Genomic DNA, 12,951 nt, shown 5'->3' on the forward strand with positions numbered 1-12,951 from the left:
CACGAGCGACCAGGCGCTGATCTGCACGAGAAGCAGGGGCGCCCTTCACACGATGTGATGGCCGTGATTATCGGGACGATCCGTCGGACAGATTCCGCTCGTTACGCGGCTCCTCGGGATGCGATCCCCACTGTAGCACCCTTGAAGTCGACGGCCAGCATGTGCGCCCGCCACGGCGTGTGCGCCTGCTTCGCCACCAGATCCGCAGCGGCGAGGCGCTGCGCGGGGTCGCTGCAGAGCACGAGGACGCTCGGTCCGGCGCCGGAGACGACGGCCGCGTAGCCGTGCGAGCGCAGCAGGGCGATCAGCTCGGAGGTCTGCGGCATCGCGGCCGCGCGGTAGTTCTGGTGCAGCTTGTCCTCGGTCGCCGCGAACAGCAGCTCGGGGCTCTGGATGAGGGCCGCGATCAGCAGCGACGAGCGCGAGACGTTGAAGACGGCGTCCTCGTGCGGCACGCTGATCGGCTGCAGCGAGCGCGCCAGCCGGGTCGACATGGTGTGCTCGGGCACGAAGACGACCGGCGAGACGCCGCGGTGCACCATCAGCTTCTTGGAGCGCGGCCGCAGCGGCGCCTCCGGTCCGCCCTCGGCGCCGGGCTCGACCCAGGCGATGGTGAGACCGCCGAAGAGCGCCGGCGCGACGTTGTCGGGGTGCCCCTCCATCTCGGTCGCGATCCGGAGCAGGTCGTCGGAGTCGAGCTCGACGATGCCGTCGAGCAGACCCTTCGCCGCCATGATCCCGGAGACGATCGCCGCCCCCGAGGAGCCCATGCCGCGGCCGTGCGGGATGATGTTGCGCGCGGTCACGTCGATGCCGGGCATCTCCTGCCGCTGGTCGGCGAAGGTGTAGGCGATGGCCTGGACGACGAGGTTCGTCTCGTCGGTCGGCACCTCGCCCTCGCCCACGCCGTGCACCGAGACCCGGGCGCCCGTCGCCGTGACGGCCGTGACCTCGAGCTCGTCGTACGCCGAGAGCGCGAGGCCGAGCGTGTCGAACCCGGGGCCGAGGTTCGCCGAGGTCGCGGGGACCTTGACGTGCACGGAGCGGCCGACGGGAACCGCCGAGGTCATGCGCCGGCCAGCCCCAGCACGTCGGCGATCGCCGCGGTGTCCACGGGCACGACGGTCGGCGTGATGTCCTCGCCGTCCGCGGTGCGCAGCGCCCACTGCGGGTCCTTCAGGCCGTGGCCGGTGACGGTCAGCACGACGGTGGCGTCCTTGGGGATCGCCCCCGCCTCGGCGCGCTCGAGCAGGCCGGCGACGCTGATCGCGGAGGCGGGCTCGACGAAGACGCCGACCTCGCCCGCGAGGATGCGGTACGCCTCGAGGATCTTCTCGTCGCTGATCGCGCCGAAGTAGCCGTCGCTGACGCTGCGCGCGTTGAGCGCGAGCTCCCACGACGCGGGGTTTCCGATCCGGATCGCGCTGGCGATGGTCTCGGGGTGGCGGACGACCGCGCCGTGCACGATCGGCGCGGAGCCCTCGGCCTGGAAGCCGAACATCCGGGGCAGCTTCGTCGACCCGCCGCGCTCGAGCTCCTCGGAGTAGCCGCGGAAGTAGGCGGTGTAGTTGCCGGCGTTGCCGACCGGGACGATGTGGAGGTCCGGCGCGTCGCCCAGGACCTCGACGACCTCGAAGGCGGCCGTCTTCTGACCGGCGATGCGGTCCGGGTTCACCGAGTTGACCAGGTGCACCGGGTAGTTCTTCGCGAGGTCGCGGGCGATGTCGAGGCAGTCGTCGAAGTTGCCCTGGACCTGCAGCAGCTGCGCGTTGTGCGCGATCGCCTGGCTCAGCTTGCCGAGCGCGATCTTGCCCTCGGGGACGAGCACCGCGGCGGTGATGCCGGCGTGCGTCGCGTAGGCCGCGGCCGAAGCGGAGGTGTTGCCGGTCGAGGCGCAGATGACGGCCTTCGCGCCGTGCTCGACGGCCTTCGAGATCGCCATGGTCATGCCGCGGTCCTTGAAGGAGCCGGTGGGGTTCATGCCCTCGTACTTGACCCAGACCTTCGCGCCCGTGCGGGCCGAGAGAGCCGCCGCCGGGATGAGCGGGGTGCCGCCCTCGCCGAGCGTGATGACGGGGGTCGCCTCGGTGACATCGAGGCGGTCCGCGTACTCGTGCAGGACTCCGCGCCACTGCTTGGCCATCTCAGGCTCCTTCAACTCGTAGAACGGACGTCACGGCGCCGACGAACCCGTGGGATTGGAGAGCGGTGACGGTGGCCGCCAGATCGGACTCTGCCGCGGCGTGCGTGCCGATGACCAGGGTAGCGGTCGGCTCGCGCCGCTCCGCACCGGTGTCGGCGAGGGGGTCGAGCACGGGCGGCGTCTGCACGAGCGTCTCGACGGAGACCCCGTGCTCGGCGAAGACGCCGGCGATCTGGGCGAGCACGCCGGGGCGGTCGAGCACCTCGAGCGTCACCTGGTAGCGGGTGGTGACGTGCCCGATCGGCAGCACCGGGAGCCCGGAGCTGGCGCTGGTGACGAGGCCCGGACCGCCGACGACGTGGCGGCGGGCGGCCGAGACGACGTCACCGAGCACGGCCGAGGCGGTCTCGACGCCGCCGGCGCCGGCGCCGTAGAACATCAGGCTGCCGGCGGCCTCCGCCTCGACGAAGACGGCGTTGTTCGCGCCGTGCACGGCGGCGAGCGGGTGCGTGCGGTGCACGAGCGCGGGGTAGACCCGCGCCGAGACGCCCTCCTCCCCCGTCTTCGCGTCGACGAGGCGCTCGCAAATCGCGAGCAGCTTGATCACGTAGCCCGAGGCGCGGGCCTGCTCGACCTGCTGCTGGGTGACGCCGGTGATGCCCTCGCGGTGCACCAGCGAGACCGGGACGTCGGTGTGGAAGGCGAGCCGGGCGAGGATCGCCGCCTTCTGCGCGGCGTCGTAGCCCTCGATGTCGGCGGTCGGGTCGGCCTCGGCGTAGCCGAGCTCGGTGGCGAGCGCGAGCGCCTCCTCGAGCGTGGCGTGCTCGGTGTCCATCCGGTCGAGGATGAAGTTGGTGGTGCCGTTCACGATGCCGAGGATCCGGTGCACCCGGTCGCCGGCGAGGCTGTCGCGCAGCGGGCGGATGATCGGGATCGCCCCGGCCACCGCGGCCTCGTAGTTGAGCTGCGCGCCCACCTGGTCGGCGGCCTCGAACAGCTCGTTGCCGTGCGCGGCGAGCAGCGCCTTGTTGGCGGTGATCACGTCGGCGCCCGAGGAGATCGCCTTGAGGATGTAGCTGCGCGCCGGCTCGAGGCCGCCGATCAGCTCGACGACGATGTCGGCGCCGAGGATCAGCGCCTCGGCGTCCGTGGTGAGGTACTCCCTCGGGATGTCCGCGGTGCGCGGTGCGTCGAGGTCCCGGACGGCCACGCCGGCGAGCTCCAGCGGCGCCCCCACGCGCTGGGCGAGCTCGTCGCCGTGGTCGAGCAGGAGGCGCGCCACCTGGGCACCGACGGACCCGGCGCCCAGCAGGGCGACGCGGAGGCTGCGGTACTCGATCATCGGAGGATGGCCTTTCGTTCGATGCCGGCATCGCGGCGGAGGAGGTCGTCCTCGGTCTCGCCGTGCACGATGACGCGCGCGACTCCGTCCCGGACGGCGACGACCGGGGGGCGGCCGAGGTGGTTGTAGTTGCTCGACAGCGACCAGCAGTAGGCGCCGGTCGCGGCGACGGCGAGCAGGTCGCCCGGCTGCACGTCGGCGGGGAGGAAGTCGTCGTGGACGACGATGTCGCCCGACTCGCAGTGCTTCCCGGCCACGCGCACGAGGGCCGGCTCGGCGTCGGAGACGCGGTCGGCGATCCGCGCCGTGTAGTCCGCGCCGTAGAGGGCGGGCCGCGCGTTGTCGCTCATCCCGCCGTCCACGCTGACGTAGCGGCGCACGCCGTCCGTGCCGACCGCGACGTCCTTGATGGTGCCGACCTCGTAGAGGGTCAGCCCGGCGGGCCCGATCAGCGAGCGGCCCGGCTCGATGGCGATGTGCGGCACCGGGATCCCGCGGGTCGCGCACTGCTCGCCGACCGCGTCCGCGATCGCCGCGGCGATCTCGCCGATCGGGGTCGGGTCGTCGGCGCTCGTGTAGGCGATGCCGAAGCCGCCGCCGAGGTTGAGCTGCGGGACCGGGCCGTCGGCGAGCAGCCCCGCGTGCACCGCGAGCAGGCGCGAGGCCGACTCGGCGAAGCCGGCCGAGCCGAAGATCTGCGAGCCGATGTGGCAGTGCAGGCCGAGGAAGCGCAGGCTCCCGTGCGAGCGGATCCGGGCGACGGCGTCCGGGCAGTCCTCGAGGGTGATGCCGAACTTCTGGTCCTCGTGCGCGGTGGCCAGGAAGCTGTGGGTGTGCGCGTGCACGCCGCTGTTCACCCGCAGCCGCACCGGCTGGACGCGGCCGTGGCGCTCGGCCGCCGCGGCGACCCGCTCGATCTCGAGCACGCTGTCCAGGACGATCGCGCCGACACCGGCCTCGACCGCCCGGTCGATCTCGGCGAGCGACTTGTTGTTGCCGTGCAGGCCCATGTGCTCGGGCTCGACGCCGGCGGCGAGCGCGACCGCGAGCTCTCCCCCGCTGCAGGTGTCGATGTTCAGGCCCTCGGCGCGCATCCAGCGCGCGACCTCGGTGGAGAGGAAGGCCTTGCCGGCGTAGTAGACGGTGACGCCGGTGCCGATCCGGCCGAGCTCGCGCTCGAAGGCCTCCCGCGTCGCGACGGCGCGGCGGCGGGCGTCGTCCTCGTCCACGACGTAGAGCGGGGTGCCGAAGCGGGCGGCCAGCTCGGTGGCCGCGACGCCGGCGATCTCGAGAACGCCGTCCGCCGAGCGGAGCGTGCCGCCGGACCAGACGCCGTCGGCGAGCGCGTTCGCGTCCTCGGGGCGGTGCAGCCAGTCCGGAGCGAGGGGATGACGGGGGGCGCGGACGGGTGCGTCGGCGTGTGCCACGGGTGAGACCTCACAGGAGAGAGTGGGAGCGTCACTGCGTGGCGAGCGAGTCCGGATTGACCCCTGAAGCCAGCAAGATCCTTGAGAGTGCTGTCGGTGGCAGTGCTCTCGGTGCGCGCACTGCCGGCGTTCGGCCCGCGGGACACGCGGGCACAGGGCTCCGATCCTACCGGTCGGGCGCTGCGCGTCCGTCCCGGGTCAGGAGCAGACGCCGGTCTCCTGCTGCGCCGGGTCGCTGAGGAACGTCGGAGAGAGGTCGAAGGAGGCGTCCAGCGAGTCGGCCGTCACGGTGACGTCGGTGAGCGCGAGCCCCTGCGGCACGGCGTCGGCGATGCAGACGGAGCGCGCGGCGAGCAGCCCCTCGGCCACGGCGCCGAAGCGGTCCTCGACGTCGGCGGCACTGATCGTGGTGCCGCCCGCCGTCACTTCGGACGGCGTCAGCTCGATCGCGCCGTCGGCCGCGCCGAGCTCGATGCCGACGCCCGCGGCGAGGGTGAGCCCGAGCACGTCGACCGAGGTGTTCACGCGCACCAGCGGCGGATCGAGCGTCACTCCGTCGATCGGCACCTGGCTCCGCGCGGCGACGAGCGTGCTCACCGAGTCGGGGTCGAGGGCCACGGTCGCGCGTCCCGCCTCGAGCGGACCGTCGCCACTAGCGGGGACGCCCTCGAGAGTCGCCTCGACATCGCCGTTCAGGTCACCGAACGCGACGTCCTCGCTGCGGATGTCGAGCCGGTCGAGCGAGCCGGCGATCAGCTGCGGCAGCACCGCCCAGCCGGCGACCTCGACTTCGACGGGGTGGTCCGCGGGGAGCGAGAGCGCGTCCCGGATGCTCGACGCCGCGGTGTCGGCGACGGCGCGGCGGGCGAGCACGTCGCCGACGACGGCGGCCACCGCCAGCAGCACGATCACGATCACGGCGACGATCGCGATCCGGCGGCCGCGGCGCGGCGCACCGGCGTCGGCGGCGGTCACATCCGGTCCGGAGCGGTCACGCCGAGCAGCGAGAGCCCGTTGCGCAGGACCTGCGCGGTCGCGTCGTTCAGGCGCAGGCGGGTCGAGTGCACGGCCTCGATCGGGTCGTCGCCCTGCGGGACCACGCGGCAGTTGTCGTACCAGCGGTGGTAGAGACCGGCGATCTCCTCGAGGTAGCGGGCCACACGGTGCGGCTCGCGCAGCTCGGCGGCCAGGGCGACGATGCGCGGGAACTCCTGCAGTCCGCCCAGCAGCGCCGACTCGCTCGGGTGCACCAGCGTCTCGGGGGCGAACGGCTCGCGCGGCACGCCCGACGCCTCCGCCTTGGCCGCCACCTGGCGGGTGCGGGCGTGCGCGTACTGCACGTAGTAGACGGGGTTGTCGTTGCTGCGCTTGGTGAGCAGGTCGAGGTCGATGTCGAGCGAGGAGTCGGCCGACGATCGCACCAGCGAGTAGCGCGCGGCGTCGACGCCCACGGCCTCGACCAGGTCCTCCATCGTCACCACGGTGCCCGCGCGCTTGGACATCCGGACCGCCTGCCCGTCCCGGAGCAGGTTGACGAGCTGGCCGATCAGGATCTCGAGGTTGACGCCCGGGGTGTCGCCGAAAGCCGCGCACATCGCCATCATCCGGCCGATGTAGCCGTGGTGGTCGGCGCCGAGCATGATGATCGCCCGGTCGAAGCCGCGCTCGCGCTTGTCGAGGTAGTAGGCGAGGTCGCCGGCGATGTAGGCCGCCTCGCCGTCGCTCTTGATGATGACGCGGTCGCGGTCGTCGCCGAAGTCGGTGGTGCGCAGCCAGGTCGCTCCGTCGGCCTCGAAGATGTGGCCGAGCTCGCGGAGGCGCTCGATCGCCCGCTCGACGGCGCGCGACTCGTGCAGCGAGTTCTCGTGGAAGTAGACGTCGAAGTCGACGCCGAACTCGTGCAGGCTCTGCTTGATCTCGCCGAACATCAGGTCGACGCCGATCGAGCGGAAGGTCTCGTTCAGCTCGGCCTCGGGCAGGACCGAGAGGTCTCCCGGGTAGGCGGCGACGACGCGATCGGCGATGTCGGCGATGTACGCGCCGCCGTAGCCGTCCTCGGGCGTCGGCTCGCCGCGGTAGGCGGCGAGGACGCTCCGGGTGAAGCGGTCGATCTGCGCGCCGTGGTCGTTGAAGTAGTACTCGCGGGTCACCTCGGCGCCCTGCGCGATCAGCACGCGGGCCAGGCTGTCGCCGACGGCCGCCCAGCGGGTCCCGCCGATGTGGATGGGGCCGGTGGGGTTGGCCGAGACGAACTCGAGGTTCATCTTCAGACCGGAGTAGGCGGAGCCGGTGCCGTAGGCCTCGCCCGCGTCGACGATCGCGCCGGCGAGCGCGCCCGCCGCGGCGGCGTCGAGCCGCACGTTGAGGAACCCGGGGCCGGCGACCTCGACCGAGGCGACTTCGTCGATCGCGCCGAGGCCCTCGGCGAGCTCGGTCGCGAGCTCGCGCGGGTTCGCCCCGGCCTTCTTCGCGATCTTCATCGCGATGTTCGAGGCCCAGTCGCCGTGGTCGCGGTTCTTCGGCCGCTCGAGCACGACGTCGCCGAGCGCGACCTCGGCGTCGCTCCCTCGTCGCTGCACGGCGTCGAGGACGAGGGCGTGCAGGGAGGCGGCGAGCTGTTCGGGAGTCACGGGGCAAGATTCTACCGGCCGGTCCCCACGCGCCTTCTTCCTCCGGATCGAGCAGCCCCTCTCCTTCTGCTGATCGAGTAGCCGGCGCAGCCGGCGTATCGAGATCCACTGCCGCCAGCACTCCACCCGCCCGCGCCCCGGCGCCCGGCCCGCCGCGATTGCTAGGGTGCAGCGCATGCGCCGACCCGCCGCCCTCGCCCTGATCGTCGCCGTCGCGGCCCTCGCCGGCTGCGCGCCGGCCGCGGATCCGGCGCCGAGCGCGAGCGACGCGGTCACCGGCACTCCGGTTCCCGTCACCTGCGAGCAGCTCGTGCCCGCCTCCGCCCTGACCGGCCTCTGGGCGGGCTTCTCCCCCAGCGACGCGGTGGAGCCGACCGCGGTCTCCGCCGAGATCGCCGGCTACGACGGCCTGGTCTGCGGCTGGGCCGACTCCGAGGGCGCCGACTTCCAGCTCGCGGTCGCCCGGCTCGACCCGGCCGTCATCGAGGCCCTCAAGAACGAGTTCTTCACTACGAGCGAGGCCGTCCCCACCTACGGCCGGCCCCCGGAGATCGAGGGCTACTACGAGGTCGCCGACAGCCGCGGCATCGCGGACGCCTTCATCGGCGACTACTGGCTCGAGGCGTCGAGCGCATCGTTCGTCGAGCCGGGCGATCCGGAGCCGCTCGTGCGCGCGGCGCTGGACGCCCTCGCCGGCTGACCGCCCCGGTCGGTAGGGCCGCTCAGCCCAGGCGCACCGGGGAGACGTGGTCGTCCTCGACGACCTCGTCGCAAGTCGCCTCGACGTTCATCGTCTCGAGCCGCAGGTCGGTGAGGTAGCTGCTGAGGAAGGCCGTGTCGGCGGTATCGCGGCCGGAGGAGATCCGGAGCATCGACGGCCGCGGAGCGAGCCGGGTCGCGTCGACCACGTGCCAGGCCCCGTCGACCCAGGCCTCCGACACCGCGTGGAAGTCGCGCGGCTCGAGGCCGGGAGCGTAGACGGCGGTCACCCGCGCCGGGATGTCGAGCGCGCGGAGCAACCCCACGACGGTGTGCGCGAAGTCGCGGCAGACGCCCTGCCCGCTCTCGATCACCTGCGCGGCTCCCCCGGTCGCGACCGTCGAGCCGTAGACGTAGGAGAGGTGCGCGTGCACCCACTCCTCGACCGCGGCGAGCGCCTCGAAGCCCCGCGCCCGGCCGAACTCGCGCCGGGCGATGCCGCCGAGTGCGTCCGTCTCGGCGTAGCGGCTCGGGCGCAGGTACTCGACCAGCTCGAGCTCGCTCGGCTCGTCCGGCACGCCGCGCCCGGAGACGCGACCGCGGTACTCCACGTGCATCGCCCCGGCGTTCGCCGCGACACGGTGGACCCGCGCGCCGTGCCGCGCCGGGAACTCCCGCACCGGGACGGGCTCGCCGTCCAGAGTGACGGTGAACGAGTCCTCGAACCCGTCTCCGGTCGGCGTCGCCGCCATCAGGAAGATCAGGTCGGTCGGCCCGTTCAGTCGCAGGCCCAGCGAGGCGGAGACGGTGCGCAGCATGCCCCCATCGTGGCACGACCGCACGGCCCGCCACGGCGTCCGGCGGCACCCACCCCGGGTGCTAATGTTGACAGGCACTCCTGGCCCCCATAGCTCAGGGGATAGAGCACTGCCCTCCGGAGGCAGGGGCGTAGGTTCGAATCCTACTGGGGGCACCACTCTTGAAGGCCCGGAATCACGCGGTAAGCAGCGCGAGCCGGGCCTTCCTCGCTCCCGCTCGCCTTCTCCGACGACCGTCCCGACCAGGTCAGGGTCCTCGGCTGATCAGCCGCCGCCTGTGGCCGCGCGCCGCGGTCGCCGGAGACTCTCGACGACGCCGAGCACCCGGGCGCGCACGGCCTCGGTCCTCCGCTCCGTGAGCGCGCCGAAGGCCCAGCCCACGGCGCAGGCGAGGAGCGCGAGAGCGAGGACGGCCGCCCAGCTCGCCGCCGAGGGCTGCCACCAGGCCGACGGCGGCGGGAACAGCAGCGCGTGGAGCAGCATCAGCACGGGCACGTGCGTCGCGTAGAGCGAGAACGAGAACCTCGAGACCCAGGTGCCGCCGCGCAGCAGGCGGTCGAGACCCGTGCCGGGGGTCCCCTCGGAGTGGCACAGCACGACGACGAGGGCCGCCGCCGCGACCGTCGTCGCCCACGTCGTCCAGCCGAGATCGTCCGTCCCTGCTCTCGCGAGGCGATCGACCGACATCGCCGCGATCAGGAGCAGCAGCACCGCGAGGATCGAGGCGGCGGTGCCCTTCGGTCCGAGTCGGGAGAGGAACCGCGTGGCCGCCGATCCCTTCCAGGCGACCGCCGCGCCGGCGAGCCAGGCGAGGAAGAGGCCGGTGCCCGCCGGCCCGAGAACGCAGCCGATCACGACGGCGGCCGCGGCGCAGAGCACTCTCCGCTGCCGGGAGCCGCGCGTGAGCCCGACGAGGAGCAGCGGGAACAGCAGGTAGTAGCCGGCCTCGTATCCGATCGACCAGAGCGGCTGGTCGGTGCCGAAGGGCCGGACCAGGTGCGGCTGGAGGAAGATCACGTTGCCCAGCGCCCCGAGGACGCCGCCGTTCACCTGCGCGGAACCGCCCGGCGCGTACTGCGGCCGGTCCGCGAGGAAGGCGACGCCGACGGCGTCGAGGACGGCGGTGAGCACGAGGGCCGGGATCAGGACGAGCCAGAGCCGGGTCAGTCGGGACGTGAGGTACCTGGTCCAGCTGAAGGCGTCGCGGGAGAGGGAGCTGAGGACGGAGCCACCGACGAAGAAGCCGCTCAGGACGAAGAAGACGATGACAGCGCCGTGACCGAGGGAGGTCAGCGCATAGAGCGCGCTGTCGACGGGACCGAGCCGCGTCTCACCGGCCGGGATCAGGAAGGCCTGCCGCACGTGGGCGACGAGAACGAGCAGCGCGGCGCAGGCCCGGACGGAGTCGAGGGCTCGGTAGGTCATCGCTGCCACTCCGACCGGTCACCCGCACGCGGCGGAACTCGCAGCGATGAAGGCGGGGGACGTCAGCAGGCTGCCGTATCGGCGGCAGCCCTCGTCCGCAAGTCGCAGCCGGCGGCGGAACTGGCGCGGGACGCGCGTCCGACGCTCTGCGCGACGCCGGCGTCAGGGGTTCAGGTCGAACCTCTGCGCTCGGCGAGCGCACATGGAGGAGCAGTACGGCTCCGCCGCGGGGTTCGTCTTCCTGCAGTACTCGCGGGACGTCGGATGAGAGCCCCGACGGAGCGGGCGAGGACCGAGTAGGGGCGAGAAATCTTGATGCGCTCCGAACCGGACGAAACAACGTCAACTGCGGTCCGACCTTAGATCGAGCCGCGAGGCCGCATCGCGAGCTGGACCACCATCGAGATCGAAGCACCTCCGAGAAGCAGAACCGGGATGGATCCGAAAGCGTCGCTCGCACGCGACGTACGTGGATCAGTCGTCGTCGTTCGCGCAGTACCGGGAGCAGTACGGATCGGCAATCCGCGACAAGCGACGATGGCAGGCGTCGCAGCGTCGGGCGCGCCAGAAGGAGCTGATCAGGGTCGTCATCGTGAGCCTTCGGGTACGACACCGCGACCGCCGTGAGGCTGCGGGATTCGGGTTCCACAGGTCGCTCGGGAGGTGTCTTCACCGGATCATACGTTCCGTCTGCGCCTCGATCAAGAAGCCCGACGAAGTTCCCGGCCACACCTCACCTCCGCGCCACCTAAGCGCGGGATCGGATTACCGACCGATGACGATTTTTCCTAAATCAGTCGCCAGCTCCTGAGCCATGTGGTCGTAGCCTGCCGTATTCGGATGACCGACCTCGATGTTGACCCACTCGGACTGTGACTTCGTCGGGAACCAGCGCTCATACAGCGGGCTGATGAAAGCGATGCGATGATCGCGTGCGTACTTCTCAAGAACGCCGTTGACGTAGCGCTTGTTGGCATTCGAATTTGTCGAGACCGAGACCGGGCCGAGCATTACGAGCTGCGCCGAAGGAAACCGGTCTTTTAGAGCGTTCACCGTCACATCGACCGCCTCTGCGAGGCCAGCGTTTTCCACGTTCTGGTCATTCGAGCCACCTTGAAGAAGGACGAGCTGAAATTCATCCCCGTAGCTCAGGCGCTCGATGCGCTGCAAGAAGGTGCCCTGCCCATCGTTCCCCGAGTTGAGGTATCCCGTCGAGCCAACTCCCTCGACCGCGAAGTCCCAGCCCGGGAGGTAGCGGGGCAGAACTCGTGCGAAACCATCGTTTACCGGATCGACGGAGCCATAGCCCGCGGTGTAGGAGTCACCGAACACAAGCACACGAGGCTGCGCAGGCAGCACAATCGGATCTGGGGGCTCGACTCCCGGCGCGGTAGCGGAAGGCGAGAAGGTTGCTCCTGCGGGAATCTCAACGGCCGGGCGGTCGTCGGGCAAGAGGAATACGACCGCCGTCCCGGCGACAGCGAGCGCCGTCACGATGGTCGCGATCCGCATCGCCTTGCTCCCCAGGAGCTGCGACAGCGCGCGCGGACGACTCACTATGATCCCTTCGATCGAGTGAGCGAGACGATAGCGGAGGGGTGCGCCACGCTGGGGACCGTCGAGTTCGGCTGTACCAGCCATGTCCTCCGCGCTATCCGCGCTGAGGCGGGCATTCCACGTCGCGCCGAGTTCCGCAGTACGGCGGAGATCGCCCGCGTGGCGTCGCAATCGGACGGCTCTTTGGCCGGCGTAAGCGGCATGATTCCTCTTACGCGGTTGGCGGGCGCGGACTCCTGGCCACCGGGTCCATTAGTCATCTCACTTACCGACTGGCCTCAGCTGGGGTACGACCCTGCGGCGAGTCGCGACCATCGTCCCGACCCGACGGGCGAGGCGACGAGAGGGCGGTTCGATGATCCGGTGAAGATACCCAGCCGGTGAGAAGCGATAAAGGCAGAGCCAGAAAGATCTCCAGGGGTGACCTATTGGGCTCGAGCGCCGAGCCCACGGTCACGACAATCGGTTCGTGGACGAGATATGGACTGTAAGAGATTACTCCGAGACATTGCGGCGTCCTACGACTTAAGAACGCCCGAACTGGATCCCAGTCGACGGAGAGGACGAAGACGATCGGGATCCCGTGATGGATAGGCCCTGGGCAGCTGAAGGGGGTACGACGGCCGCCCGAGCGGCAGAAGGGACCACCTGAGAGTGGGGAACAGCAACGCGACAACCAACAGCGACCAGCCGAGGACGTCCGTCGGACCCGAGGTCAGCACCCGTTGCGAGACGGCATCGATCCGAGCCCAGGTAGCGGCAAGCAGGTTGCTCAGGAGCCTCGGCAGGAGAAACCTCGCCCAGATCGACCATCGCACCGACGACAAGGACTGCCAGCAGCGTATTGGCGAGCACCTGCCACCAAGTTGAATCCGCTGAGGCCATAGGGAGCGAGACCTGGCGGGAGCGG

Annotated in this window: 10 protein-coding genes and 1 tRNA gene; 2 read left to right on the forward strand and 9 right to left on the reverse strand. The window is 71.2% G+C overall.

The genetic code is table 11. The annotated features are described in order from the left end of the window. Positions 1-101: 101 nt before the first annotated feature. The 6 genes from thrB to argS form a co-directional block, all read right to left on the reverse strand. On the reverse strand, positions 102-1,070 hold the full coding sequence (gene thrB / locus MT351_RS16525) for a homoserine kinase (RefSeq protein ID WP_243582700.1): 969 nt from the start codon (positions 1,068-1,070) through the stop codon (positions 102-104). Further along, a complete protein-coding gene (thrC, locus tag MT351_RS16530; RefSeq protein WP_132435767.1) occupies positions 1,067-2,143 on the reverse strand; it encodes a threonine synthase in 1,077 nt (358 codons plus the stop codon). The genes thrB and thrC overlap by 4 nt, the downstream gene beginning before the upstream one ends. 1 nt (position 2,144) lies before the next feature. Then, a complete protein-coding gene (locus MT351_RS16535; protein ID WP_123445472.1) occupies positions 2,145-3,485 on the reverse strand; it encodes a homoserine dehydrogenase in 1,341 nt (446 codons plus the stop codon). Continuing rightward, a complete protein-coding gene (gene lysA, locus MT351_RS16540; protein WP_123735334.1) occupies positions 3,482-4,912 on the reverse strand; it encodes a diaminopimelate decarboxylase in 1,431 nt (476 codons plus the stop codon). The genes MT351_RS16535 and lysA overlap by 4 nt, the downstream gene beginning before the upstream one ends. 198 nt (positions 4,913-5,110) lie before the next feature. Beyond that, positions 5,111-5,887 carry a DUF2993 domain-containing protein gene (locus tag MT351_RS16545; RefSeq protein WP_243582701.1) on the reverse strand — a complete coding sequence of 259 codons (777 nt, stop codon included), beginning with the start codon at positions 5,885-5,887 and terminating at the stop codon, positions 5,111-5,113. Next, the gene (argS, locus tag MT351_RS16550; protein ID WP_243582702.1) at positions 5,884-7,542 is read right to left on the reverse strand and encodes an arginine--tRNA ligase; all 1,659 of its coding nucleotides are present in this window, start codon (positions 7,540-7,542) and stop codon (positions 5,884-5,886) included. The genes MT351_RS16545 and argS overlap by 4 nt, the downstream gene beginning before the upstream one ends. 175 nt (positions 7,543-7,717) lie before the next feature. Here argS and MT351_RS16555 point away from each other — a divergent pair, with 175 nt between their 5' ends. Next, positions 7,718-8,242, forward strand: coding sequence for a hypothetical protein (locus tag MT351_RS16555; protein WP_243582703.1), 525 nt, complete (start codon positions 7,718-7,720; stop codon positions 8,240-8,242). Positions 8,243-8,264: 22 nt separating this feature from the next. Here the strand turns inward: MT351_RS16555 and MT351_RS16560 are convergent, their stop codons facing one another. Continuing rightward, positions 8,265-9,059 carry a transglutaminase family protein gene (locus MT351_RS16560; protein ID WP_243582704.1) on the reverse strand — a complete coding sequence of 265 codons (795 nt, stop codon included), beginning with the start codon at positions 9,057-9,059 and terminating at the stop codon, positions 8,265-8,267. Between the two features lie 83 nt (positions 9,060-9,142). On the opposite strand from MT351_RS16560, the gene MT351_RS16565 reads away from it, so the two are divergent. Next, a tRNA-Arg gene (locus MT351_RS16565) sits at positions 9,143-9,217 on the forward strand. Positions 9,218-9,323: 106 nt separating this feature from the next. On the opposite strand, the gene MT351_RS16570 is transcribed toward MT351_RS16565, so the two are convergent. Next, complete coding sequence (locus MT351_RS16570; RefSeq protein WP_243582705.1) at positions 9,324-10,484, reverse strand: acyltransferase; 1,161 nt, start codon at positions 10,482-10,484, stop codon at positions 9,324-9,326. A 765-nt stretch (positions 10,485-11,249) separates the two neighbouring features. After that, the gene (locus tag MT351_RS16575; RefSeq protein ID WP_243582706.1) at positions 11,250-12,125 is read right to left on the reverse strand and encodes an SGNH/GDSL hydrolase family protein; all 876 of its coding nucleotides are present in this window, start codon (positions 12,123-12,125) and stop codon (positions 11,250-11,252) included. Positions 12,126-12,951: the final 826 nt, after the last annotated feature.

It is taken from the genome of Rathayibacter sp. VKM Ac-2926 (assembly GCF_022815565.1).
In the GTDB taxonomy this organism is placed as follows: domain Bacteria; phylum Actinomycetota; class Actinomycetes; order Actinomycetales; family Microbacteriaceae; genus Rathayibacter; species Rathayibacter festucae.